Here is a 24,668-nt window from a genome sequence, read left to right as displayed (position 1 = left end):
GGTTTTTATTAACGTTCTGTTTTATCAGGTGAATATGCAGATCGATTACGCCCCGAAATGGGGAAATACGGCGGGGGCGTTAACCGTTCGTTACAGCCGATACTTCCATAGGCGGTAGGAAACAGCAAAGAACAAAACCGGCATTGGTTATCCAGTTTTTAGGTAGGCAAAAGAGAGGTTTTTTGCGGGAAATCGCCGCGTTTCGCGTGTGATGGTGAACTTATTGAGTGTGCGTCGGTAGCGCTGCGAGCGTGTCGTCGCAGCGCTAAGGTTACCTGAAAGCTATTTCAAGACCTGTGGGTTCACGCAGTTTTCTTTTACCTGACCGCTCAGGGCGGCAATCAGATTGTCAACGGCGCAGGCAGCCATGCCATAACGTGTTTCGTGCGTGGCAGAACCGATATGCGGTAGCGCCACAACGTTAGGTAAATCCAGCAGCGGAGAATCGACGGGGAGCGGCTCTTTGACGAACACATCCAGACCCGCGCCTTGAATGGTTCCTTTCACCAGGGCTTCCGTCAGCGCGTCTTCATCTACGACGGCACCACGACCGATATTAATCAAAATGGCGCTGGGTTTCATTTTTGCCAACTGCTCGCGCCCAATCAGATGATGCGTTTCCGCCGTGAGCGGCAGCGTGATACAGAGGAAATCAGACTCGGCCAGGAGCGTATCGAGATCGCAGTGACGGGCATTAAAGCGCTGTTCCGCTTCGGCATGATGGCGGCGTGCGTTGTACAGCACCGGCATGCTGAAACCAAAGTGAGCGCGTTGTGCGACGGCTAGCCCGATGCGGCCCATCCCCAGAATGCCGATGGTTTTATGGTGAACGTCTGTACCAAACCAGTCGCTGTCAACGCCACCTTTCCATTCGCCTGCTTTAACGCGTTCGGCGACTTCCACGACCCGACGCGCGCTGGCGAGCATCAGTGCCAGAACCGTATCCGCCACGGTTTCCGTCAGCACGGTTGGGGTGTGCATGAGAATCACCCCTTTTTCATTCAGTGCGTCGACGTTAAAGGTGTCGTAACCGACAGAAATGGTGGAGGCTGCACGTAAATGCGGTGCGTGTTGCAGGAAGTCTTTATCGACTTTACCACCGGAACCAATGATGCCTTCGGCTTTTGCCAGAGCCGGGTGGTCGAGGGAGGGAAAGGCGTCAAGTTCAGTGACGGTGAAGTGTTGGTCTAAACGAGCGCGTAGATCGTCAGCAACTTTTTTGTACAGGATAACGCTAGGTTTCATCACAAACTCCAGCAGATTAAGGAAGTTAACGTAGAAATAGCTCATCGAATAATCGCGTAGCTGGCGGGAGACTGCAAGCGATACCGCCTTTCCGTCTGTGCGGATGAAAATGCATTATCTATGTAGAAGGAAGCCTTTTCACTGCAGTTCCTGAAACGGGGGGAATAGCACCTCGACCTTACAAAGAGAGAATAGCGAGGCTGCGTTTAACGCGCAGAAACAGCTCTATTCCGAATATAAGGCATCCTACGATGCGTTGGCATCCTCGGTCAGCGGCGATCGCCGTCGTGTTTGGCTTGGTCATTTCATGGTCTGTCATTCGACAAATCACCCGACCCATCATCACCAACCTGAAGCTGGCAGAGCGGATCATGCCGTACTTTCCTGATCACAAAAACAGCCCTGATGACAAAAACAGTCGGTGACATGGTCGTTGACCAATCCACCCGCCTGCATGAAGGCATAGCAGATGGTTGAGCCGATAAATTTGAAGCCGCGCTTCTTCAGGGCTTTTGACATGGCATCCGAAACGTCCGTTTTGGCAGGGACTTCTGCGAGTGACGCGGGGTGATTGAGACGCGGCTGGTGCTCGACAAAAGACCAAATGAAGTGCGAAAAGCTTTCCCCCTGACTTTCCATTGCCACCCACGCTTTTGCATTGGTGATAATCGCCTCGATTTTTCCACGGTGGCGGATAATGCCGCTTTCCTGCACCAGCCGATCTACGTCCTCTTGCGTCATCTGCGCCACTCGCTCAGGGTTAAACTGGTGGAAACAGCGGCGATAGTGTTCGCGTTTTTTCAGAACCGTGATCCAGGAAAGGCCTGCCTGCTGGCCCTCCAGGCACAGTAACTCAAACAGCTTCTGGCTGTCGGTGCAGGGCTTTCCCCACTCGTTATCGTGGTAATCCTGATATAAGGTGTCTTGTGTAACCCAGCCGCAGCGTTGCATGCCTTTCTCCCGATGATGGTGATGCCGTTGATTGTAAGGCGGTCTATCGCAATGTGGTGCGATGATGGCATTTATAATGCTGTATAAGCAACCAGTGTTTTGCGGGCGTGCTCGCAGATATGAAAGGTCGTTTACGGATGGAGCGGAAAGTCGTCGTGGAATCGTGAATAATGTTTTGCCAACAGCTCAGGATTATTCATTTCATGAGCTCAGGGCTATTTATTCGCTCAGGGCTGTTTATTAGTTCAACGCTGTTTAATCGATCATAAAAAAGCATAGACAGAGACAGGGGTACAGGGAATGGCAGTGGAGTGGATTGCAGCCTATCTGGCATTAGGCGCAGTGGTAGGTTTTATGGCGGGTTTATTGGGGATTGGCGGCGGTGGAATCATGGTGCCGGTGCTGACGGCGCTGTTTGCCGCACAGGGTGTGGATAATACACATCTGGTGCATCTGGCGTTGGGAACGTCAATGGCGGCCATCGTCGTCACCGCGATTTCTAGCCTGCGTACGCATCATCAACATCAGGCGGTGCTGTGGCCTGTGGTGATGCGGATTACGCCCGCTATCCTGATTGGGACATTCGCGGCCACCTGGCTGGCGACGCTGTTGCCGACGCGGGCGCTGGCGATCTTTTTCTCCTGTTTTATGGCCTACGTTTCGCTGCAAATGGTGCTGAATATCAAGCCAAAACCGCAGCGCCAGTTGCCCGGAACAGCTGGCGTTTCGCTGGCGGGGTTGGTGATTGGCAGCATTTCGGCGCTGGTGGCGATCGGCGGCGGGTCGCTCACGGTGCCGTTCCTGACGTGGTGCAACGTCCGTATTCAGCAGGCGATTGGTACATCCGCGGCGGTTGGGCTACCGATCGCTCTGTCTGGTGCGCTGGGCTACATGATCAATGGTTGGTCAGCGACGGGACTGCCCGACTACAGCGTTGGTTATGTTTCCCTGCCTGCCGTTCTCCTGATTTCCACTGTCAGCTTTTTCACCGCACCTATCGGGGCGCGCCTGGCGCACCGTTTGCCTGTCGCGACGCTGAAAAAAGCCTTTGCGGCGCTGCTGTTGCTGCTGAGCCTGAAGATGTTGCAGACCGTTTTTTCAGGCTGATCCTGAAATTTGAAAGATGATGACGGGGATTTGCACTTGTTACCGCATTCTGGCTGTATATCTTGCGGTCAGAGGGTATACTGGCGCATTCCTTATAAATCCACTTGTATCGTGCGCGAATCCAACATGCAAAAGTTTGATACCAAGACCTTCCAGGGCCTGATCCTGACATTACAGGATTATTGGGCGCGTCAGGGCTGCACCATTGTTCAACCATTGGACATGGAAGTCGGCGCAGGCACTTCACATCCTATGACTTGCCTGCGGGCACTGGGGCCGGAGCCCATGGCCGCTGCTTATGTGCAGCCTTCTCGCCGTCCGACCGATGGACGCTATGGCGAAAACCCGAACCGCTTACAGCACTATTACCAGTTTCAGGTCGTCATTAAGCCATCACCGGACAACATTCAGGAGCTGTATCTGGGTTCTCTGAAAGAGCTGGGTATGGATCCGACCATTCACGATATCCGCTTCGTGGAAGACAACTGGGAAAACCCGACGCTGGGTGCCTGGGGTCTGGGCTGGGAAGTCTGGCTGAACGGTATGGAAGTTACGCAGTTTACCTACTTCCAGCAGGTTGGCGGTTTGGAATGTAAGCCAGTGACGGGTGAGATCACCTACGGTCTGGAACGTCTGGCGATGTACATTCAGGGCGTTGATAGCGTTTACGATCTGGTCTGGAGCGATGGCCCGTTAGGTAAAACGACCTACGGTGACGTGTTCCATCAAAACGAAGTCGAGCAGTCGACCTACAATTTTGAACACGCTGATGTTGATTTCCTGTTCAGCTGTTTCGAGCAATACGAAAAAGAAGCGCAGCACCTGCTGGCGCTGGAAAAACCGCTGCCTTTACCGGCTTACGAACGCATTCTGAAAGCGGCGCACAGTTTTAACCTGCTGGACGCGCGTAAAGCGATCTCGGTTACCGAGCGCCAGCGCTACATTCTGCGTATTCGTACCCTGACCAAAGCGGTTGCGGAAGCCTACTATGCCTCTCGTGAGGCGCTGGGTTTCCCGATGTGCAATAAGAAAGAGAGCTAAGAGGCAGCCATGACTGACAAGACTTTTCTGGTGGAAATTGGCACGGAAGAGCTGCCGCCGAAGGCTCTCCGTAATCTGGCAGAATCCTTTGCCGCTAATTTCACGGCGGAGCTGGATGCCGCCAATCTGGCGCATGGTGAGGTGAGCTGGTTTGCTGCGCCGCGTCGTCTGGCGCTGAAAGTGGCACGCTTAAGCGCTTCCCAGCCCGATCGTGAAGTAGAAAAACGCGGCCCGGCGATTGCCCAGGCGTTTGATGCTGAAGGTAAACCAACCAAAGCGGCAGAAGGCTGGGCGCGTGGCTGTGGCATCACCGTTGAGCAGGCTGAGCGTTTGACGACCGACAAAGGTGAGTGGCTGCTGTATCGCGCCCATGCGAAAGGCGAACAGGCGCAGGCGCTGCTGGCTGGCATGGTAAGCACGGCATTGTCGAAGTTGCCGATTCCAAAGCTGATGCACTGGAGCGACAAAGAAACACAGTTTGTGCGTCCGGTACACACCGTAACCATGCTGCTGGGTGAAGAACTGATCCCCGGCCAGGTATTGGGTATCGACTCAGCCCGTACCCTTCGCGGCCACCGTTTTATGGGTGAAGCGGAATTTACGATCGATACTGCCGAGCAGTATCCACAGATTCTGCTGGAGCGCGGTAAAGTCGTCGCCGACTACGATGCGCGTAAAGCGAAAATCAAAGCCGATGCCGAAGAAGCCGCTCGCAAGATTGGTGGTAATGCCGATCTGAGCGACAGCCTGCTGGAAGAAGTCACCTCGCTGGTGGAATGGCCAGTGGTACTGACCGCGAAATTTGAAGAAAAATTCCTCGCTGTGCCGTCCGAAGCGCTGGTTTACACCATGAAAGGTGACCAGAAGTATTTCCCGGTTTACGACAACAGCGGCAATCTGCTGCCGAACTTCATCTTTGTTGCCAACATTGAATCCAAAGATCCACAGCAGATTATTTCCGGTAACGAAAAAGTGGTGCGTCCGCGTCTGGCTGATGCCGAGTTCTTCTTCAATACCGACCGTAAGAAGCGTCTGGAAGATCACCTGCCGCGTCTGGAAACCGTTTTATTCCAGCAGCAGTTGGGTACGTTGCGCGACAAAACCGACCGCATTCAGGCACTGGCAGGCTGGGTGGCTGGTCAGATTGGTGCTGATGTGAATCACGCGACGCGTGCGGGTTTGCTGTCCAAATGTGACCTGATGACTAACATGGTGTTTGAATTCACCGACACGCAGGGCGTGATGGGGATGCACTATGCGCGTCATGATGGCGAAGCGGAAGATGTTGCCGTTGCGCTGAACGAGCAGTACCAGCCGCGCTTTGCAGGTGATGAACTGCCGTCTTCCTCAGTGGCCTGTGCGCTGGCGATTGCCGATAAGATGGATACGCTGGCAGGGATTTTTGGCATTGGCCAACACCCGAAAGGCGACAAAGACCCGTTTGCACTGCGTCGTGCCGCCCTCGGTGTGCTGCGCATCATCGTCGAAAAACGTCTGCCGCTGGATTTGCAGACGCTGGCCGAAGAAGCGGTGCGTTTGTATGGTACCAAGCTGACTAACGCCAACGTTGTCGATGATGTGATTGAGTTTATGCTCGGCCGTTTCCGCGCCTGGTATCAGGAAGAAGGCCACAGCGTGGATACCATTCAGGCGGTATTGGCGCGTCGTCCAACTCGCCCGGCAGATTTCGATGCCCGCGTGAAAGCCGTCAGCCACTTCCGTTCGCTGGATGCCGCCGTGGCGTTGGCAGCGTCTAACAAGCGCGTTTCCAACATTCTGGCGAAGTCTACCGATACGCTGAATGAGAGCGTCAACGCTGCCGTATTGAAAGACGCGGCGGAAATTACGCTGGCAACGCACCTTGTTGTGCTGCGCGACAAGCTGACGCCGCTGTTTGCTGAAGGTCGCTATCAAGAAGCGCTGGTTGAGTTGGCTTCGCTGCGTGAACCTGTCGATGCATTCTTCGATCAGGTGATGGTAATGGCGGAAGATGAGCAGATGCGTGTGAACCGCCTGACGCTGCTGAGCCAACTGCGTGAGCTGTTCTTGCAGGTTGCGGATATTTCTGTGCTGCAATAACGACGATAGCGTTACGTAATCTTTCCCCGGGTTGCAAGCGGGCTCGGGGAAAGATCGTTTAGCTTGCAGCGAAGGCCATTTCACCTTTTATTTGAATGAATGATGTTAGTTGGGGACTATTTTTCATATGGCCGTGATTGTCTTGATTTGAATGACATTCAATGCAAAGTGCTTGTAAATTGTTTTTGTTATTATTATTTTTTTGTCCATCGCGGTGGTGGACATGTAAAAATTTATTTAAATCTTTACGTTCAAGAATTATTTTGCAAATTGCACATTGCCAATTAACTGACTCTCGATATTGTTTTGATATTATCTGGAAATCTTTGGAGTAATCATTAATCGGAGCAGTAACGTCATTATGCTCGACATTGTACGTCGTTGCTGAATTTGGATAAACGCTAAAAAACTCTCTTAGATCAAAAGTAGAAAAAATATTTTCTCTATCCTGATATTTTCTAGAGTAGTTTTTCCAATTTAATGTTTCGAGACAAAATTTACATACATCTAAACTTTCCTCTCTAGTGATCCACTCTGTTTTTTCAGTATTCTGTGATTTTATTGTAAAAATACCGTCACTGCGGGTGGCTGCAACGTATCTTCCACTTTTATTATTTTCCCACATTCTTTGTAATGTTTTACAGTTTGCCAAGTGATATTTTGGCAAACTCATACTCCCACCATAAGATGCAACATCTCTTATATGAAGAATAACGCGTTTATCTTTATAATTAATCGTGTTGTCACTATTAATTTCTATTTCTAATATATCAATGTCTTTTCCTGTTGTTGAAAGTATTTTATCAAGAACAAGTGCGTCCATTTTTATATTAGCAATTGGTGGGATAATCTCCGCTTTCATTTCCTTGCGTAGCTTATTGAAAATTGGCGATTCAAGAAAATCGGGAAGTTGAGAGACGAGAAACGAATCCATTATATTTTACTCCCTTTTTCTACAATATTGGCTACCTGGCGTTCAACATTCGTCCTGACACGAAATTCTACTCGTTGAGAACGCGCACTATCTTCAACCTGCTCTGGGGATGTGATCGTTTTCCCTTCTTTATCAATGGGCTTTGCTGAAGAAAACCCAATGGCGCGAACGTGATTTTTAAACCAACTTAAGGTACTTTTAGAGTCTGAAACAGCGGGCATATTCATAATATATGACAGAGTTGTCCGAGTTCTTGACTGAGACAGTTCCATGTTATGAAAATAAGCATCATTTTCACTTACACCAGTTCGCCACATCGTTGATGTATGTCCCTCAATGCGTATTTCCTCAATATTATTGATATATTTTTTATCAGTCATAATACTAAGGTAGCGAGGAATAAATTCATCTAAGATACTTTTAAATTCCGGCTTTAGCTCAGAGGAACTGGTCGTAAATAAAATATTTGGCTCTTGGAATCGCACTGTTAGATCTTCGTCGATTGTTGCGTGCCAGCGTTTTAGATCGTCCTGGAATTCGTGCTGTAAGGCTTGACCAAGCCCCTGTAAGGTATTTCTATATACAGATGGGATCTTAACCATCTCCTGTACTTTTATCATATAGACAACAGAAATAAGTAAAAAGATCATCATTAGAGAGGTCATTAAATCACTCAGACTGATCCAAAAATCCTCTTTATCTGCTTTTTGGCGAGTCAGTAATGGATTATTCATCTTCTATCCCCTATCCCCTTAAATTCTCTGATAGGCGTACGACGTCTCTTAGCTTTTCTGTTAGCGGATCGTAATCCTGTACAAATTTAGAAGACAGTGCCCCTAATTGTTGGCCGAGACTATCGAGAGATTTCTTCAACGCAGCCGCTAGAGCTGCATCTAATGTTTGAACCTGTTGCTCTGTTTTTTTATTCAGCTCGACAATATTATTCGTTACATCTTCATTGTGTCGCTGTATGTATTTAGTGAGATCTTGAGAAAGGCGTGTTATCTGCTCTTGTAGCTCTGTGCCTGTTTGTTGCACAGATTTTTGCATTTCCTGATTTTGGTTTCTTATAGCATCAAACATTGTTTTTGAACTATCTATCATCTGGTTGCTAAAATCGGCTGTCGATGATTCCAATGTTTGCGTTACAGTATAAACACTATTTTCAATGGCTGTGGCGGAGGCTGTAGCCCCGTTCCTCACATCCTCTATAATAGCCATGATTCCTTTTTCTATTTCGGGGATGCCTGTTTTTGATGATTCAATTAATTCAGCAAGTTGTTTCAGATTTTCTTCTATGCCTTTTTCTAAACTAGAGGCCGTACCAATCGTTTGATGAATGTCTTTTGCAACTTGAGTAAATGATTCCGATTGTGTCATTATTTCAGAAAAGGATTGGGTCGCTTGTTGCATATTTTCTGTTGTTTGAGTTTGTTGCTCAATCATCTCTCGTATTTGTAGGCTGTATTGCTGCTGCCACTCATTTATTTTACCGACAGCTTCATTTAACTGTTTGAAATTGTCGCCAAATTGTTCACCAATTTTTTCATTAAAATCATGAATAACTTCTTTTAATGCTTCAATTAATGCTTTTGAGTTGTTTTCAGTTTGATTTCTCGAGAATTCAATGAATGCATTATGGATATTGGTTAGCTTATCGTTTTGATCTCCACGCATTAATTTTAACTGTGTCAGCAAAGATGCGTCTTCATTTCCTGCGATAGCATAATGCAATCGTCCAATTGATTCTGTAGAAAGCTGCAGGTGTTGAACAATATCGTCAATTGTGGAGTCTGTTGGTGTTGGTTGGTTGTTTTTTGTTCTTACACCACGGAAAGCATAGCGCCATTTTATAATTAATGCGCAAGCGACACCCACAACAGAGGCCCAAAATGCGGTTTTTATGCCATTAATCAACTTAGGTAGGCTATTTTCTACATCATTCATATCGAATGATGCCAAGCCTAACGCAATGCCCAGAAAGGTTGCCAATATCCCTATAGTAATGAGGATTCCTGGTGATTCATGAGCTTTCTTCTCGGTAAAATTCTGATTGCTATAGATGAAGTAGGCAAGGATCACAGCAATAAAAAGCCATGTTTCAAGTGGTAATATATTAAGCATAGAGTAGTCAAATCGTCCGTTTGTTAAAAATAAGATAAAAATGAAGCTATAGTGCTAAAGGAGGCACTTTTTAGTTAAGGCAGTAAATTGCATTTTAATTAGCTTGATAATTATTAAATTATGTAATCATTTTTTCATACTATCGAGTAACCTCATCTTTTAGGTGTTCGTTATTATTAGGATGAAAAATGCGATATGAAACGCAATTTTAATAATATGTTTATGATTAAACAATAACCATATTGGTTTTTATTTCTTTTGAACGTCAGATCTGACCTTTCCTGCACAGCCAGACTGATTCGACTATGCTTATGTCGTAGAAAATCTTGTCATGGAAAATCCGTCGCTAAATAACTTTGCCAAATAGTAGATCACTTGAAGGGAACTCAGTCCGAGTTATGCGATCTGATCAATCGCCAAATCAAAACAAATCACCAACCGGACTGAGCGATGCCGATCATAGCAGCAATCCCTGATGAAGAACGACGACTAATGCGTAAAGAAGCCCAACAGACACATGATAAAAATTACTCCAGACGACTCATCGCCATACTGATGCTGCATCGGGGAATGACTGTCACCGACGTTGCCAGACTGCTTTGTGCGGCCCGCTCATCGGTTGGAAGATGGATAAATTGGTTTACTTTACATGGTGTTGAAGGTCTAAAGAGCCTCAAAGCCGGACGAGCACCGCGCTGGCCAGTCGCTGATATCCTGCATATGCTACCGCTTCTTATTAAACGCTCTCCTCAGGATTTTGGCTGGCTGCGCTCCCGCTGGAGTACCGAGTTGTTGGCACTTATCATTAACCGGCTTTTTAACGTGACGCTTCATCCTTCCACGTTACATCGCTATCTGAGACGAGCGGGTATTGTCTGGCGCAGAGCCGCGCCAACACTGAAAATCAAAGACCCGCATTATGAGGAAAAGCGACTCGCCATCGAACAGGCCGTCTCCCAGAAGCAGACGAACCATCCGGTATTTTATCAGGATGAAGTAGATATCGACCTGAACCCGAAAATCGGTGCAGACTGGATGCTCAAAGGGCAACAGAAACGTATTACTACGCCGGGACAGAACCAAAAGTATTATCTGGCAGGGGCACTGCATTCGGATACGGGACGAGTCCATTACGTTGGCGGCAGTAAAAAGTGTTCTGATTTATTTATCAAGCTGTTAGAGACATTACGGCGGACATATCGGCGAGCGAAAACCATTACGCTGGTCGTTGATAATTACATCATTCATAAAAGCCACAAGGTGAAAAAGTGGCTGGAAAAAAATACGAAGTTCCGGTTGTTGTTCCTGCCCACGTATTCGCCGTGGCTAAATCCAATCGAGTTGCTGTGGTTGTCGTTACACGAAACGATAACGCGTAACCATCAGTGCCGGTATATGTGGCAGTTACTGGAACAGGTAAAATTATTTATGAATGCCGCTTCACCGTTCCCCGGCAATCAGCATGGTCTGGCTAAAGTGGAGCGGTATTAGGCGAAGTCATTTAGCGTGTTTTTGTCCGAGTAAAGCACGGCTGGCGGGGCAGTAAGCATAACAGGAGTAGGGAATGAGAAGGCTGATGATGTACCGTTCACGCTGGCTGCTGCCGGTTCTGGTTATTCTGGCGGCATTGCAGCTGGCTGCCTGTGGTGACAGCGAGGCGGAGCAGCGGAAGGCATTCATTGCGTTCCTGCAAAGCGCGCAGTCGCAGCAGGGTGGGAAGCTGCCGACATTGACGGAAGAGCAAAAGAAGAATTTTGGCAATTTTGCCAACGATTACGCGATCTTAACCACCTTTTCTCAGCAGTTTAATCAGGCGATATCCGGCAGTTTGACGCCGATGCTGGGGCAAATTTCCCGTATCCGCGTCCCTAAAGACTATCTGACACAGCGCGATGGCCTTCGGCAATCTATCGGGGCAATGAACCTGCTGAGCCAGCATGTGCAGGCGGCGAAAGTACAGGCGGACAATGCCCACCGGATGCTAAAACAGCCTGAAGAGGTACAGATACCCTATGAGCGGCTGTATGCACGCACGGTAATACAGCCAACTAACGCGCTGTTACCCGCTATTCCGAATGCGATTGCTTTTGCACAGAGTCTGACTCAGATCGGCGATTTCCTTCAGGCTCAGGGCGATCAGGCCGTGTTCAATGGTGCGTCTGTGCAATTCCGTACGCCACAACAGGTGGCGCAATATAACGGCATGGTGGCGGCGTTACCCATGCAACAGCAGAATTTAATGAATGCGCTCAGAGGGGTAAATGGCGTGAATTCTCCCTAGCCGCGTCGTTTTCTCATGTTTTAGCGATGCGCTATTACGGATAGGGATTCTGGATAACAGGGCGATGAGAGGCGAGGGGGGTAAAAATAAATTGTGAGTGACATCACATAAATAAAACAAATACAGGTCTTTAAAGTGTGACTTATATCACATATAAAGGGCCGTGTTGGTCTGGGAATTGGTTTAGTTTTTCATTTTTAACGTTTTTTTGTGAAGTAAATCACCTATTTGTATCGTTGATGTAGGGTGGTTGTGTGATTTTTGTCACGTTACTGCCGTGGAGTTGCGGTATGAAAACAGCGTGTTAGAGTCCGCGCTGCATACAGTAATACTGACGGAAGCAATCGGTGTTTTGATAACCGATAGGCCTATAAGAGCCGGGGTTTTGGTCACTGCTGATATCTCGGTAAAAATAAGGCTGTCGGTCGTTGTTGCTAACCATCGCTGCAACTAACACATATTGCCACGCCGTCTCACGATAATTACCACGCGCTCTTATTGTCAGCGCGTTTCAATAGGGGTGTGTTTTTATGCTTTCACCAGATATTAAGATCAAAGTGCAAAACTTTGGTCGCTTCCTCAGCAATATGGTCATGCCCAATATTGGCGCCTTTATCGCCTGGGGTATTATTACCGCTCTGTTTATTCCTACCGGCTGGATTCCCAATGAAACATTGGCGAAGCTCGTCGGCCCGATGATTACGTATTTGCTGCCATTGCTGATTGGTTATACCGGCGGACGTCTGGTATTCGGTGAGCGTGGTGGCGTGGTGGGGGCAATTACGACGATGGGTGTGATCGTCGGGACCGATATCCCGATGTTCCTCGGCGCCATGATCGTCGGCCCATTGGGCGGCTGGGCGATCAAACGTTTTGACCGTATGGTCGACGGTAAAATCAAGAGCGGCTTTGAAATGCTGGTCAACAATTTCTCTGCCGGTATTATCGGTATGTTGTTGGCAATTCTGGCATTTTTGGCGATTGGTCCGCTGGTTGAAGTCTTCTCTCGGGTACTGGCTTCCGGCGTTAACCTGATGGTCCAGAACAACCTGCTGCCGTTTACGTCCATCTTCGTTGAACCGGCGAAAATTCTGTTCCTGAACAACGCGATCAACCACGGTATTTTCTCACCGCTTGGCATTCAGCAGGCAACGGAAACCGGCAAGTCTATTTTCTTCCTGATCGAAGCAAACCCAGGCCCAGGTATGGGCGTGTTGATGGCTTATATGTTCTTCGGTCGTGGTAATGCGAAAGAGTCTGCGCCAGGTGCGGCGATTATCCACTTCCTGGGCGGGATTCATGAAATTTACTTCCCGTATGTGCTGATGAATCCGCGTCTGATTATTGCGGTGATTCTGGGCGGGATGACTGGCGTATTTACGCTGAGCGTGCTGGGCGGCGGTTTGGTTTCTCCAGCGTCTCCAGGCTCCATTCTGGCGGTGTTGGCGATGACGCCAAAAGGCGCTTACTTCGCTAACCTCGCAGCCATTGCAGCGGCCTTTGCGGTATCTTTCATCGTGTCGGCGATTCTGCTGAAAAGCACCAAGCAAAAAGAAGAAGACCTGAGCGACGCAACGCGCCGCATGCAGGAAATGAAAGCGTCTTCTAAAGGCACGGCGACTAACGTTGGTGTCAGCGGCGATATGAGCACCGTGCGTAAAATCATCGTAGCCTGCGACGCCGGTATGGGTTCCAGCGCGATGGGTGCTGGCGTGCTGCGCAAGAAAGTGCAGGACGCTGGGCTGACCAACATTTCGGTGACTAACAGCGCGATCAATAGCCTGCCGGACGATGTTGATCTGGTGATTACGCACCGTGACCTGACCGAGCGCGCGATGCGTCATGCACCGCAGGCACAGCATATTTCGCTGACCAACTTCCTTGATAGCGGCCTGTATAGCGATCTGGCTGCTCGTCTGGTGGCTGCGCAGGGTGCCGCGAAGCCTGAAGCCGTGGCGACGCCTGCCCCTGCAACTGCCGATGCGCAGACGAACCTGTTCCAACTGGGTGCGGGCAATGTGTTCCTGAATCAGCATGCGACAGAGAAAGAGCAGGCAATTCGTTTCGCCGGTGAGCAATTGGTGAAAGGCGGCTACGTCGAGCCTGAGTATGTTGAAGCGATGCTGGAGCGCGAAAAGCTGACCTCTACTTATCTGGGCGAATCGATCGCGGTACCGCACGGTACGATTGAAGCGAAAGATCGCGTACTGAAAACGGGCGTGGTTTTCTGCCAATACCCTGAAGGGGTGCGCTTTGGCGATGAAGAAGATGAAGTTGCGCGTCTGGTTATCGGTATCGCTGCCCGTAACAACGAACATATCCAGGTCATCACCAGCCTGACCAATGCACTGGACGATGACGCCGTCATTGAGCGTCTGGCGCACACGCAGGATGTTCAGGAAGTACTCGACTTACTCTCCGGTAAAAAGAGTGCCTAATTGATGTGGCTAGTGCCGCCTTCGGGCGGCCTCTTTTTATGTTTTTTTAAGGTTATGTCTCATGAAAGCATTACATTTTGGCGCGGGTAATATTGGCCGTGGATTTATTGGGAAATTGTTGGCGGATGCCAACGTCGAACTGACATTCGCTGACGTCAATCAGCCGCTGCTGGATGCCTTGAACAGCCGTAAAAGCTATACGGTACGGATTGTTGGGGATAACACACGTCTTGATACCGTGAGCAACGTTAGCGCCGTTCACAGCGGTAGTCAGGATGCCGTCGCGCTGATTGCCGTGGCCGATCTGGTAACGACCGCGGTGGGGCCGCAGATTCTGGAAAAAATCGCCGGAACTATCGCTCAGGGGCTGGTTAAGCGTCATAACGACGGCAATTCCCGGCCGTTGAACATTATTGCCTGTGAAAATATGGTGCGCGGCACCAGCCAGTTAAAACAGCATGTGTTGAAACTGCTGCCCGAAGGCCATCAGGAATGGGTTGTCGAGCATGTGGGATTTGTCGATTCTGCCGTGGATCGCATCGTTCCCCCTTCCGAAGCGGGTAGTGATGATGTGCTGGCGGTGACAGTAGAAACCTTCAGTGAATGGATTGTCGATAAAACCCAGTTCTGCGGTGAGCCGCCAGCGATTCCCGGTATGGAATTGACTGACAACCTGATGGCATTTGTCGAGCGTAAGCTCTTCACACTGAACACGGGTCATGCAATTACGGCTTACCTCGGCCAGCAGGCGCGGCATCAAACGATTCGCGATGCGATTCTTGACCCGCAAGTCAGAGCCGTAGTCAAAGGCGCAATGGAAGAGAGCGGTGCGGTGCTTATCAAGCGCTACGATTTTGATACGGATAAGCATGCTGCCTATATCAATAAAATTCTCAGCCGCTTTGAAAACCCCCATCTGCATGATGATGTGGAGCGCGTTGGCCGCCAGCCGCTGCGTAAACTGAGCGCGGGCGACCGTCTGATCAAGCCGCTGCTGGGCACGCTGGAGTACCATTTGCCGCATGACAACCTGATTACCGGTATTGCCGCCGCGATGCATTATCGCAGCGAACAGGATCCGCAGGCGCTGGAACTGGCTGAGTTGCTCCGTGCACAGGGGCCGCAAGCGGCGCTGGCACAGATTTCTGGTCTGGATGCTAACAGCGAGGTTGTCGCGCAAGCAGTGAATGTGTATAACGCCATGCAGTAATCGGCGCGTCTCGTCACCAGGCTGGTGTGGTCTTTTCGACACAATGTCATGTATATGGGCGACGTCGGGAATGGGAGGTCGCCACACCTGCCGGTGTAAGCATGCTGCCGAGATGGGGTATGCGTGTGCGGGGTTAAAGAGTCGAGAAGTGACGATGGAAGAAACACAGGCGTTTGAAAACCGGGTTCTGGAAGCGCTGAACTCAGGGAAGACCGTGCGCGATTTTATGCTTTGTGCCGTTGAATTGCTGGCTGAAGCGGTCAGCATCCTGATGTTGCAGGTGTTCCGTAAAGACGACTATGCGGTGAAATACGCCGTTGAACCCTTGATGACGGGAACGGGCCCGTTGGGCGACCTTTCCGTGCGCCTGAAGCTGATTTATGGTCTGGGAATGATCAGCCGTAAAGAGTACGAAGATGCGGAACTGTTAATGGCTCTGGGTGAAGAACTGGCGCATGACGATGGGCATTACCGTTTTACCGACGATGAAATTCTGGGGCCTCTCGGCGAGCTGCATTGCGTTACGGCGCTGCCCGCACAACCCGCTTTGCCGCCGGGAGCCGACGCTGCCGACCCGCTTCTGGTGAACATGCAGCAGCAGCGCTATCAGCAGATGGTGCGTTCCACGCTGGTGTTATCCCTGACCACTCTGATTGCGCAAATCAGCCTGAAAAAGGCGTTTTAACGCGATTCTACCGTATCACGCCACTGCGTCAGCCAAGAGTATAGTGTATGCTGTGCTCCGCATTATTCTCCCGTTATACAGGTTATCTTTTATGAAAGAGCAGGAAAAAGCAGAGATTAAACGCCTTAGCGACCAATTGGATAAGCTGACGCGTAAGCAAGCCACGCTGCTGGCACAAGGTGATGCTGAAGCTATCGCCCTCAATATGGACGCGCGTGAGAAGCTGACGGCCGAAATTGAGCGCCTGCGTAACGTGAGAGAACAGAAACTCAGTAAAGAAGCGCAGAAGCTGGCGAAGCTGCCTTTCAGCCGTGCGATTACGAAAAAAGAGCAGGCTGATATGGGGACGTTGAAGAAAAGCGTGCGCGGTTTGGTGGTGGTACACCCGATGACCGCGCTGGGGCGCGAGATGGGCTTAACAGAGATGACGGGCTACGCGCCGAAACCGTTCTGAGGCGTGTTTCTCTGCGCAGACCGCTGGCGCTGGATACGTTAGCGTCATGGATGTATTGATGAAGCCCCTGTTTAACAGGGGCTTTGTCGTTTCTGGTTCGTGGCTGCTTTGGTATTAGCGCGGCGCGTGCAGGCGATGCGTTGGGTTGGTAAACGCGATGCCAGCCGGCGTGTCATCGTGCTGCGTGTTTGCCAGACGGAAGACGGAAACCGCTTGCTTCAGCAGTCGCGCTTGCTCTTCCAGCGAGTCGGCGGCGGCAGAGGATTGTTCAACCAGCGCGGCGTTCTGCTGCGTGGTGCTGTCCATCTCAACAATCGCCTGGCTGACCTGGCTAATCCCGCGGCTTTGCTCATCTGATGCGGTGGCAATTTCACCCATGATGTCATGCACCTGCGTGATCGAGGTGACGATATCATTCATCGTTTTGCCTGCACTGCCGACCAGCGTCGCACCGTGTGATACCTGATTAACCGATTCAGAGATCAGGCCTTCGATTTCCTTCGCGGCCTGAGAACTGCGCTGCGCCAGATTGCGGACTTCGCTGGCGACCACGGCAAAGCCACGGCCTTGTTCACCGGCGCGCGCGGCTTCCACCGCGGCGTTCAATGCCAGAATGTTGGTCTGGAAGGCGATGCTGTTAATGACGGACGTGATTTCCGCGATACGTTTAGAGCTGTTTTCAATCGCGGTCATGGTTTGCACCACGTTATTCACCTGCTCGCCACCCTGTTTGGCCGTTTGGGAAGCGCTGATTGCCAGTTTGTTGGCGTGGTGCGCGTTATCCGCGTTTTGCTTAACTGTCGCGGTGAGCTGTTCCATGCTGGCGGCGGTTTGCTCAACGGCGGCGGCCTGTTGCTCGGTACGTGATGACAGATCCGTATTGCCCGCGACTATCTCGCTGGAGGCGTTAGAAATCTGGCTGACGCCGACGCGAATGTTATCGATCATATTGTGCAGGTTGTCATTCATTTTCGACATTGCACTCATCAACTGACCCAGCTCATCCTTACGGGTTGTGTTAATGGACATGGTGAGATCGCCTGTCGCGATTTTTTCAGCCATGTTCAAGGTGTTGCCCAGCGGTGTGGTGATCTGGCGTGAAATGAACCATGAAATCAGCAGGCCAAGCAGCAGCGTAATCAATGCCGCAATGCTCATTTGCAGCGTGGCGCTATGAATATCTGCCTGCGAAGCAGCCAGTTGATCGCTAAGCAGGGATTTAACCACGCTGTTCAACTGGTCGGCGACAGCCTGCATTTGTGCTGCTTGTGCCATCTCTTCCTGATAGGCTGGCATGTAGGCCAGAACCTGCTCTTCATAGTTGTTCATGATTGTCAGAACGGGTGTCAGCGTTTCACGTTGTTCGGCAGACAGGCTCTGATACAGGAAGGTCAGTGACGTTTGTGCCGCATTAATGGCATCCGTCAGCTTTTCTTCGGATTCTTTATTGGGAGAAAGTAATAAACCACGGACGTGGTAGCGGACGGCAATCAGTTTTTGGTTCAGGTCAGAAAGTAATAATTGAAGCGTTGTGCTGTTGTTGTCTGTCTTTAATTGCTCGTTGAGCTGTTGTAGCGGTTTTTCCGTTGTTGAAATATTCCAGCTTTTTCTAACGGCATCCTTTTTGCTTACGGCATTAATATAATTATTTTGTTTTTCCTGATAGCTGGTAATTAATGTGGGGATGTTGGCTATTTTCTTGGCGTCATTTTCCGGCCAGTTAAATTCTTTTGCCTTTTCAGCGAGTTTACTGACATTGGCAATGTGTTCAACGTTCCTTTTTATATCATCAGGATTATAAGTGGTGCCGTATAGTGCACGGTAATATTTAGCTTGGTTAATTTCATCATTAATATTGTTGCTTAAATTAACTTTATCGATACTGTCTTTCAGCGAGCTAATATGCATAATGCCCGCGCCGGCAATTACCATGGTCATCAGCAGAATCAGGAAAAAGCCTAATCCTAATTTTTTACCGACTTTTAGATTGTCAAAATTCATAGCCATCACATCCCACCACTATATCGTATTGAGTCAAATTTACTATCCTGATGCACACTTGATTAGCGGTGCTAGCATCTCGGATTACCGCTTGCCAAGTTTATACCCGTCATACTTCAAGCCGCATGTGCGTTGGCTGCATTCAAATACTCGGCCCGTCGTGGGCTTCGCCCTAAAGGGCTAACGCTTCGCGTTGTTCAAAACGTTAACGTTTTGTCCTGCAACTCGAATTATTTAGGATATATAGCTACAAAACTACATGACAAAAACCCGCAGTAGATATCGGCATGTTACTCTGAAACTTTACGAGCCAGCCAGCGGCGGCCTGTCGGAGAGAAACGTAAAGATGAACCGGATACCAGCGTACAGGTGGCTTGAAATATAGCGGGGACAATAAAAAACTGGAATAACAGACTGTTATTCCAGTTTATATTCAAACGCAGAAGAAACCTGATGATATCAGGCACTCAGCGGTTTTATTTTTTCGCGCCAGCAAAACGTGCGGCTGCTTCGTCCCAGTTCACCACGTTCCAGAAGGCTTTAGCGTAATCTGGGCGACGGTTCTGGAATTTCAGGTAGTAAGCGTGTTCCCAGACGTCCAGGCCGATGATTGGGTAGCCAGAAGCGCCAGAAACGGCTTCGCCCATCAGTGGGCTGTCTTGGTTTGCAGTAGATACGACAGCCAGTTTGCCGTCGTCTTTCAGAACCAGCCAGGCCCAGCCAGAACCAAAGCGGGTTGCTGCTGCTTGCTCAAATTTCTCTTTAAACGCATCAACGCTGCCGAAATCGCGTTCGATGGCGGCTTTCAGGTCGCCAGTCAGCGTCGTGCCAACTTTCAGGCCTTTCCAGAACAGGCTGTGGTTAGCGTGGCCGCCAGCGTTGTTACGCAGTGCTGCTTTTTTCTCCGCAGGCACTTTATCCAGTTGGGCGATCAGCTCTTCAGCAGACAATTTAGCCAGCTCAGGCAGAGATTCCAGCGCGGCGTTAGCATTATTGACGTAAGCCTGATGGTGTTTGGAATGGTGAATTTCCATCGTTTCTTTGTCGAAATGCGGTTCCAGTGCGTCATAAGCATATGGCAGCGATGGCAGTGAATAACTCATGTTTAGCATCTCCATGGTAAAAAAAATGTTACGGCACTGTACTGTTAGTGCCGCGTAAGCAATACGTTCATTATAGTTAATTAAATGATATTGAAAATGATTATTCTCGCTCTGATATCATGAGCCATATTGCTTTACCTCATGATAACAAACGGTTATGTCATTATCGCACTATGTAGAAACAAATTAATCTATACCCGTCATACTTCAGGCTGCGCTGGCGCTGGTGGTGTTGTTTACTCGCTCAGACGCTGTGGATGCGTGTAGATAGTCGCATGTCCCGGTCGACAAAAACCGACCAGCGTCAGGTTGCAGCGCTGGGCGACCTCAACCGCCAGTGACGTTGCCGCCGAGACAGCAAACAGGATTTCCACGCCGCACATGGCGGACTTCTGAACCATTTCATAGCTGGCGCGGCTGGAGACCAGCGCGGCACCTTGCTGCCAGTCTTGTTTTGCTCGAGCGCCCAGCAGTTTATCCAGCGCGACATGGCGACCGACGTCTTCACTCCCCCCGGACAGCGTGCCGTCTGGTGCGACCCAACTTGCGGCATGGGTGCAACCCGTTACCTGACCGATCTTCTGCACATCGCGCAGCCGTACCAGTGCGCTTTCAAGTTTGCTGAGGGAAAAGGTCTGCGTAAAGGGCAGGGGGGACACCGGCTTGCCGATCTCCGCGAGTTGCTCCACGCCACATACGCCACAGCCTGTTCGGCCATCCATCGCCCGGCGTCGTTCTTTTAGCCCGGCAAAACGTCGGCTAGAAAGCTCAATCTGCACTTCGATGCCGTTACAGGCGGGCAGAACATCAATCCCGTAGATATCCGCTGGTGATTGAATAATGCCTTCAGATAAGGAAAATCCGAGGGCGAACTGTTCCAATTCTTTCGGCGAAGCCATCATGACGACATGTGATATGCCGTTGTAGACCAGCGCAACGGGCACTTCTTCCGCCAGCCAGTCAGACTGTGGTTGATGCAGCGAATCGGGATGATAGACCGAATGTTGCGTTGCGCCTTCAAGGGCGGCATCCGCGCGTAAATGAACCCCTTCCACCTGAAATACCTGCATGTTAGTAACCCTGGAAATTAAAAGTATTATTTCACCGCGTCTGAAGGGATGCGAATTTTTCTCGCAAGAAACTGTGCGTCAACTCGAAGAGTTGCCTTCTTCTCTGGCCGAATCCTGTCGCTAATTCCATACCCCGTATAGGCTTAATTTAACTGCTTACTGATTGCCTCTTTTTTCACTGCGGCATGGCCGCTTACCCAGAACTGAAAAGGAGACTGAAATGGCGCATGATAATTTTGAAGGCCGACGCGCATCTGACGAAGTCGGTTCTCTCAACCTGAAAAAACGCTATGACAATTTTATCGGCGGAGCCTGGGTTCCCCCTGATGCGGGTCAGTATTTTGTCAATTTGACGCCAGTAACGGGCCAGCCGATGTGTGAAGTGGCCAGTTCATCAACGCGAGATATTGACCACGCGCTGGATGCCGCCCACAAGGCAAAAGCGGAATGGGGCGGCATGTCGGTACAGGAGCGGGCGCTGGTGCTTAACCGCATTGCCGACCGAATGGAACAAAATCTTGAGCTGCTCGCGCAGGTGGAAACCTGGGATAACGGTAAACCGATACGCGAAACCAGCGGGGCGGACGTGCCGCTGGCGATTGACCATTTTCGCTATTTTGCGGCCTGTATCCGTGCGCAGGAAGGGGCGATCAGTGAAATTGACGGTGATACGGTGGCCTACCATTTTCATGAACCTCTCGGCGTTGTCGGACAAATCATTCCCTGGAATTTCCCGCTGCTGATGGCCTGTTGGAAAATGGCGCCAGCGCTGGCCGCTGGTAACTGTATTGTGTTGAAACCCGCCAAGCTGACGCCGATGTCGGTGCTGATTTTGATGGAGTTGATTCAGGATCTGCTGCCTGCGGGGGTCATTAATGTCGTCAACGGGTCGGGAAGTGAAATTGGCGAATACCTGGCGACGTCGAAACGCGTTGCGAAAGTCGCCTTCACCGGCTCGACCGAGGTGGGTCAGCAGATCATGAGCTATGCGGCGCAGAATGTGACGCCAGTCACGCTGGAACTGGGCGGCAAATCGCCGAACATTTTCTTTGCCGATGTGATGGATAAAGAAGACAGCTTTTTTGACAAAGTGCTCGAAGGCTTCACCTTGTTTGCTTTCAATCAGGGAGAGGTTTGCACCTGTCCGAGTCGTGCGCTGGTACAGGAATCTATCTACGATCGTTTTATGGAACGGGCAATCAAGCGCGTTGAGGCTATCCGCATCGGCAATCCGCTGGACAGCAAAACCATGATGGGCGCACAGGTGTCCGCAGGCCAGCTTGATACCATCCTTAACTATATTGATATCGGTAAGAAAGAGGGAGCACGGGTGCTCACGGGCGGCCAGCGTAAGGTGATGCCGGGCGGACTGGCGGAAGGCTACTATCTGGAGCCGACGATATTGTTCGGTAAAAACAGTATGCGCGTCTTTCAGGAAGAAATTTTCGGGCCGGTGCTGGCGGTCACGACATTCAAAACCATGGATGACGCATTGGAGATCGCCAACGATACGGAATACGGGCTGGGGGCTGGCGTGTGGAGCCGTAACGGTAACATCGCTTACCGGATGGGGCGCGGTATTCAGGCCGGACGCGTTTGGACCAACTGCTATCACGCCTATCCGGCGCATGCGGCGTTCGGCGGTTACAAGCAGTCCGGTATCGGGCGTGAAAACCATAAAATGATGCTGGAACACTACCAGCAAACCAAGTGCCTGTTGGTGAGTTACTCTGATAAGCCGATGGGACTGTTCTGATTCACTCACGCCATGCCGTGCCTGCCTTTTCTGGCGAGTATGCATGGCGTAACCCAATGTTTTCCCGTATTAATCTGTCTTTATCACTCAGATTTTCCCGATTGTTGAGTACAGACTTTTGATTGTGGGTTGTTGATCGTTGATTGTGCCAGCGCTCAACAACAGCTACGCTGTTTTGAATAGCGCTTTGCTTTCAAGAGGTTGTGCATGACGGATAAGATCGGCTGGATTGATAACCTGCGGGCGCTGGCCTGCATGATGGTCGTTCTGATTCATAGCACAACCTACTATATTACCGCAGGCGGCACGCCGGGCGATGGACACTGGGATGTGGCGAATATCCTGAACTCTGCTTCGCGCGTCTGTGTCCCGCTGTTTTTCATGATCTCGGGTTATTTATTCTTTGGTGAGCGTAGCGCGGGGAAGAAACATTTCCTGCGTATCGGTCTATGTCTGCTTTTTTATAGTACGGTCGCGCTGATCTATATTGCGACGCTCACGCCGATTAATGGCCTGAATTCACTGCACCATGCGTTGCAAAAACCGGTCTTTTATCACTTATGGTTTTTCTACGCCATTATCGTGATTTATCTGCTTTCCCCACTGATTACCATCAAGCCGGTATCGGGAAAATATTTAGCCGTCTTGATTATCCTGCTGGCTGTGGTCGCCAATCCCAATACGGGGCGGGTGGAATTTGCAGGGTTTAAATTACTGCCCGTGAATCTCTATATTTACGGCGATACGTTTTACTACGTGCTGTATGCCGCGCTGGGGCGTGCATTGGGGATGTTGGAAGTGCCAAAGAAAATCGCGCTAGCCGCTATCCCGTTCTTTATCGCGTGTGTCGCGCTAGTCGCGATGGGGACTAAGCACCACACATTACTGAACGATACATTTACCCAGACATTTTACATCTACTGTGGCCCGCTGGTGTTTCTGGCGGCGGTCAGCCTTGTGGTGGTGTTTAAACACTACTGTAGCCAGCGGATTTTGCCGGGATTTGCCATCATTTCGCGCCATTCGCTGGCGATTTACGGTTTCCACGCGTTGATCATTCACTATCTGCGTACGCATGACGTGGTACTGCCATCCCTCCCGGTTCTCGATATTTTGTATGTTTTCGCCATCTCGCTAGGAGCCAGCCTGCTGCTCTCGATGGCGCTACAGAAAATCGATGTGCGGCGCTGGGTGAGTTGACCTTTGTCTGGTTTACCGGACGTATGACATCACCGCAGAAGCGTCGTATCGTGGGTGTTGTTAGGTCGTTATTGAGGTTATTCATCACTCGGGAAGGCGCGGCGGGACGCGCCTTATATTAGGCAGATGAGCGGTTACGCCGGCACGCGCCAGTAATCGTAATCGATGTGCTCAACCTGGAAGTTGGCGTTTTCTTTGTCACCCGTCAGGCGGTTGGCGAGGGTAAAGGCAAAATCGAATGTCACGCCTAACCCTTTGCCGCTGATTAGATTGCCGTCTTCCACGACTTTCTCGTCAACATAAACGCCATCGGTCACGTCCTGCCATAAATTCCCGGAGCAAACGTAGCGGCGGCCTTTCAGCAGGTTGTTACCCCCCAGTACGCGTGCAGCCGCAGAGCACAGTGGGCAAATCAGTTTTCCCGCGTCATCGTGGCGACGGATAAACTCGACAACCATTGGGTTGGCAGCCAGGTTTACCGTACCCTGTGGGCCACCAGGAATGACCACGGCATCAAACAGCGTGTCCTGGTTTCTTTCCAGCAGAGAATCGGCAAACATGCGAATATTGTGATAACTGCGCAGTTCCAGTCTGTCATAGCATGACAGCATGGTGACTTCTATCTTCATGCGGTGCAGTACATCAATCACCATGATCGCTTCCGCTTCTTCAAACCCTGGGGCCAGCAGAATGGCGACTTTCTTAGACATAGCATCTCCAGCAATATGCAAGGGAAGGTGTTAACCGCAGGAGGATAGCAAAGAAATATCGATAAAATGAAACGATGTTTTATTAATGTCGGGTGGGTCGCGTAAACGATTTTTGCTGCTTAGCCTGAAGAGAAGATAGCGCTATACTTGCTAACTTGGTCGTGAGTCGGCCGCGAATTTTTTTACGCGAAAGCATGACTCTTCTCTTCCTGTCCCGCCAAAAAGATGTTTAAATTATCACTCACTTATTTTGCATAAATATGCATTTGTGAGTGTGTC

At 50.2% G+C, this 24,668-nt stretch carries 20 protein-coding genes; 11 read left to right on the top strand and 9 right to left on the bottom strand.

Annotated elements, in window-relative coordinates; all coding sequences use genetic code 11:
• Window positions 1-282: 282 nt before the first annotated feature.
• A complete protein-coding gene (gene ghrB, locus LCF41_RS21485) occupies window positions 283-1,245 on the bottom strand; it encodes a glyoxylate/hydroxypyruvate reductase GhrB (RefSeq protein WP_225088246.1) in 963 nt (320 codons plus the stop codon).
• A 369-nt stretch (window positions 1,246-1,614) separates the two neighbouring features.
• Window positions 1,615-2,196 carry a DNA-3-methyladenine glycosylase I gene (locus tag LCF41_RS21480; protein WP_225086264.1) on the bottom strand — a complete coding sequence of 194 codons (582 nt, stop codon included), beginning with the start codon at window positions 2,194-2,196 and terminating at the stop codon, window positions 1,615-1,617.
• Between the two features lie 300 nt (window positions 2,197-2,496).
• On the opposite strand from LCF41_RS21480, the gene LCF41_RS21475 reads away from it, so the two are divergent.
• From LCF41_RS21475 to glyS, 3 genes are all read left to right on the top strand, one after another.
• On the top strand, window positions 2,497-3,303 hold the full coding sequence (locus LCF41_RS21475) for a sulfite exporter TauE/SafE family protein (RefSeq protein WP_225086263.1): 807 nt from the start codon (window positions 2,497-2,499) through the stop codon (window positions 3,301-3,303).
• 126 nt (window positions 3,304-3,429) lie between these two features.
• Window positions 3,430-4,344: a glycine--tRNA ligase subunit alpha gene (gene glyQ / locus LCF41_RS21470; protein ID WP_010286428.1), complete on the top strand. Its 915-nt coding sequence runs from the start codon at window positions 3,430-3,432 to the stop codon at window positions 4,342-4,344.
• A 9-nt stretch (window positions 4,345-4,353) separates the two neighbouring features.
• Entirely contained in the window at window positions 4,354-6,423 is a 2,070-nt protein-coding gene (glyS, locus tag LCF41_RS21465; RefSeq protein WP_225086262.1) for a glycine--tRNA ligase subunit beta, read from the top strand.
• 58 nt (window positions 6,424-6,481) lie between these two features.
• Here glyS and LCF41_RS21460 read toward each other — a convergent pair whose 3' ends face one another.
• From LCF41_RS21460 to LCF41_RS21450, 3 genes are read right to left on the bottom strand one after another with little or no spacing between them, the layout of a single operon-like run.
• Window positions 6,482-7,357, bottom strand: a complete 876-nt coding sequence (locus LCF41_RS21460) for a hypothetical protein (RefSeq protein ID WP_205947280.1) — start codon at window positions 7,355-7,357, stop codon at window positions 6,482-6,484.
• Window positions 7,357-8,091 carry an OmpA/MotB family protein gene (locus LCF41_RS21455; protein WP_225086261.1) on the bottom strand — a complete coding sequence of 245 codons (735 nt, stop codon included), beginning with the start codon at window positions 8,089-8,091 and terminating at the stop codon, window positions 7,357-7,359. Before LCF41_RS21455 ends, LCF41_RS21460 begins: the two co-directional genes overlap by 1 nt.
• A 10-nt stretch (window positions 8,092-8,101) precedes the next feature.
• Window positions 8,102-9,481 (bottom strand): hypothetical protein, encoded by a 1,380-nt coding sequence (locus LCF41_RS21450; RefSeq protein ID WP_225086260.1) that lies wholly within the window; start codon window positions 9,479-9,481, stop codon window positions 8,102-8,104.
• Window positions 9,482-9,931: 450 nt separating this feature from the next.
• Here LCF41_RS21450 and LCF41_RS21445 point away from each other — a divergent pair, with 450 nt between their 5' ends.
• The 6 genes from LCF41_RS21445 to LCF41_RS21420 all read left to right on the top strand — a co-directional run bounded on the left by LCF41_RS21445 (window position 9,932) and on the right by LCF41_RS21420 (window position 16,549).
• The gene (locus tag LCF41_RS21445) at window positions 9,932-10,972 is read left to right on the top strand and encodes an IS630 family transposase (protein WP_225086259.1); all 1,041 of its coding nucleotides are present in this window, start codon (window positions 9,932-9,934) and stop codon (window positions 10,970-10,972) included.
• A 73-nt stretch (window positions 10,973-11,045) separates the two neighbouring features.
• Complete coding sequence (locus LCF41_RS21440) at window positions 11,046-11,762, top strand: DUF3053 domain-containing protein (RefSeq protein WP_225086258.1); 717 nt, start codon at window positions 11,046-11,048, stop codon at window positions 11,760-11,762.
• A gap of 530 nt (window positions 11,763-12,292) precedes the next feature.
• On the top strand, window positions 12,293-14,200 hold the full coding sequence (locus LCF41_RS21435) for a PTS mannitol transporter subunit IICBA (protein WP_225086257.1): 1,908 nt from the start codon (window positions 12,293-12,295) through the stop codon (window positions 14,198-14,200).
• A gap of 61 nt (window positions 14,201-14,261) precedes the next feature.
• Window positions 14,262-15,410 carry a mannitol-1-phosphate 5-dehydrogenase gene (locus tag LCF41_RS21430; RefSeq protein WP_225086256.1) on the top strand — a complete coding sequence of 383 codons (1,149 nt, stop codon included), beginning with the start codon at window positions 14,262-14,264 and terminating at the stop codon, window positions 15,408-15,410.
• 112 nt (window positions 15,411-15,522) lie between these two features.
• Window positions 15,523-16,095 (top strand): MltR family transcriptional regulator, encoded by a 573-nt coding sequence (locus LCF41_RS21425; RefSeq protein ID WP_225088245.1) that lies wholly within the window; start codon window positions 15,523-15,525, stop codon window positions 16,093-16,095.
• Window positions 16,096-16,186: 91 nt separating this feature from the next.
• Window positions 16,187-16,549: a YibL family ribosome-associated protein gene (locus LCF41_RS21420; protein WP_225086255.1), complete on the top strand. Its 363-nt coding sequence runs from the start codon at window positions 16,187-16,189 to the stop codon at window positions 16,547-16,549.
• 114 nt (window positions 16,550-16,663) lie between these two features.
• Here LCF41_RS21420 and LCF41_RS21415 read toward each other — a convergent pair whose 3' ends face one another.
• From LCF41_RS21415 to fdhD, 3 genes are all read right to left on the bottom strand, one after another.
• On the bottom strand, window positions 16,664-18,556 hold the full coding sequence (locus tag LCF41_RS21415) for a methyl-accepting chemotaxis protein (protein ID WP_225086254.1): 1,893 nt from the start codon (window positions 18,554-18,556) through the stop codon (window positions 16,664-16,666).
• Between the two features lie 470 nt (window positions 18,557-19,026).
• Window positions 19,027-19,653: a superoxide dismutase [Mn] gene (gene sodA, locus LCF41_RS21410; RefSeq protein WP_225086253.1), complete on the bottom strand. Its 627-nt coding sequence runs from the start codon at window positions 19,651-19,653 to the stop codon at window positions 19,027-19,029.
• 236 nt (window positions 19,654-19,889) lie between these two features.
• A complete protein-coding gene (gene fdhD, locus LCF41_RS21405; protein WP_225086252.1) occupies window positions 19,890-20,723 on the bottom strand; it encodes a formate dehydrogenase accessory sulfurtransferase FdhD in 834 nt (277 codons plus the stop codon).
• A 220-nt stretch (window positions 20,724-20,943) separates the two neighbouring features.
• Between fdhD and exaC the strand changes: the two genes are divergently transcribed.
• Window positions 20,944-22,479 carry an acetaldehyde dehydrogenase ExaC gene (gene exaC, locus LCF41_RS21400; protein ID WP_225086251.1) on the top strand — a complete coding sequence of 512 codons (1,536 nt, stop codon included), beginning with the start codon at window positions 20,944-20,946 and terminating at the stop codon, window positions 22,477-22,479.
• A 207-nt stretch (window positions 22,480-22,686) separates the two neighbouring features.
• Entirely contained in the window at window positions 22,687-23,679 is a 993-nt protein-coding gene (locus tag LCF41_RS21395; protein WP_225086250.1) for an acyltransferase, read from the top strand.
• A gap of 134 nt (window positions 23,680-23,813) precedes the next feature.
• Here the strand turns inward: LCF41_RS21395 and LCF41_RS21390 are convergent, their stop codons facing one another.
• On the bottom strand, window positions 23,814-24,389 hold the full coding sequence (locus LCF41_RS21390; RefSeq protein WP_225086249.1) for a DJ-1/PfpI family protein: 576 nt from the start codon (window positions 24,387-24,389) through the stop codon (window positions 23,814-23,816).
• Window positions 24,390-24,668: the final 279 nt, after the last annotated feature.

Origin of the sequence: Pectobacterium colocasium, from assembly GCF_020181655.1 — a bacterium.
In the GTDB taxonomy this organism is placed as follows: domain Bacteria; phylum Pseudomonadota; class Gammaproteobacteria; order Enterobacterales; family Enterobacteriaceae; genus Pectobacterium; species Pectobacterium colocasium.
Note: the sequence above shows the minus strand (reverse complement) of the source record. Positions and strands in the feature narration are given on the sequence as shown.

Excerpts from the sequence above, each read along its gene's own strand:
- LCF41_RS21480 (WP_225086264.1), bottom strand. The coding sequence starts at position 2,196 with ATGCAACGCTGCGGCTGGGTTACACAAGACACCTTATATCAGGATTAC.
- LCF41_RS21450 (WP_225086260.1), bottom strand. The coding sequence starts at position 9,481 with ATGCTTAATATATTACCACTTGAAACATGGCTTTTTATTGCTGTGATC.
- glyS (WP_225086262.1), top strand. The coding sequence starts at position 4,354 with ATGACTGACAAGACTTTTCTGGTGGAAATTGGCACGGAAGAGCTGCCG.
- sodA (WP_225086253.1), bottom strand. The coding sequence starts at position 19,653 with ATGAGTTATTCACTGCCATCGCTGCCATATGCTTATGACGCACTGGAA.
- LCF41_RS21415 (WP_225086254.1), bottom strand. The coding sequence starts at position 18,556 with ATGGCTATGAATTTTGACAATCTAAAAGTCGGTAAAAAATTAGGATTA.
- LCF41_RS21475 (WP_225086263.1), top strand. The coding sequence starts at position 2,497 with ATGGCAGTGGAGTGGATTGCAGCCTATCTGGCATTAGGCGCAGTGGTA.
- LCF41_RS21395 (WP_225086250.1), top strand. The coding sequence starts at position 22,687 with ATGACGGATAAGATCGGCTGGATTGATAACCTGCGGGCGCTGGCCTGC.
- exaC (WP_225086251.1), top strand. The coding sequence starts at position 20,944 with ATGGCGCATGATAATTTTGAAGGCCGACGCGCATCTGACGAAGTCGGT.
- fdhD (WP_225086252.1), bottom strand. The coding sequence starts at position 20,723 with ATGCAGGTATTTCAGGTGGAAGGGGTTCATTTACGCGCGGATGCCGCC.
- LCF41_RS21455 (WP_225086261.1), bottom strand. The coding sequence starts at position 8,091 with ATGAATAATCCATTACTGACTCGCCAAAAAGCAGATAAAGAGGATTTT.
- LCF41_RS21440 (WP_225086258.1), top strand. The coding sequence starts at position 11,046 with ATGAGAAGGCTGATGATGTACCGTTCACGCTGGCTGCTGCCGGTTCTG.
- LCF41_RS21390 (WP_225086249.1), bottom strand. The coding sequence starts at position 24,389 with ATGTCTAAGAAAGTCGCCATTCTGCTGGCCCCAGGGTTTGAAGAAGCG.
- LCF41_RS21420 (WP_225086255.1), top strand. The coding sequence starts at position 16,187 with ATGAAAGAGCAGGAAAAAGCAGAGATTAAACGCCTTAGCGACCAATTG.
- LCF41_RS21460 (WP_205947280.1), bottom strand. The coding sequence starts at position 7,357 with ATGGATTCGTTTCTCGTCTCTCAACTTCCCGATTTTCTTGAATCGCCA.
- glyQ (WP_010286428.1), top strand. The coding sequence starts at position 3,430 with ATGCAAAAGTTTGATACCAAGACCTTCCAGGGCCTGATCCTGACATTA.
- LCF41_RS21430 (WP_225086256.1), top strand. The coding sequence starts at position 14,262 with ATGAAAGCATTACATTTTGGCGCGGGTAATATTGGCCGTGGATTTATT.
- ghrB (WP_225088246.1), bottom strand. The coding sequence starts at position 1,245 with ATGAAACCTAGCGTTATCCTGTACAAAAAAGTTGCTGACGATCTACGC.
- LCF41_RS21445 (WP_225086259.1), top strand. The coding sequence starts at position 9,932 with ATGCCGATCATAGCAGCAATCCCTGATGAAGAACGACGACTAATGCGT.
- LCF41_RS21425 (WP_225088245.1), top strand. The coding sequence starts at position 15,523 with ATGGGGTATGCGTGTGCGGGGTTAAAGAGTCGAGAAGTGACGATGGAA.
- LCF41_RS21435 (WP_225086257.1), top strand. The coding sequence starts at position 12,293 with ATGCTTTCACCAGATATTAAGATCAAAGTGCAAAACTTTGGTCGCTTC.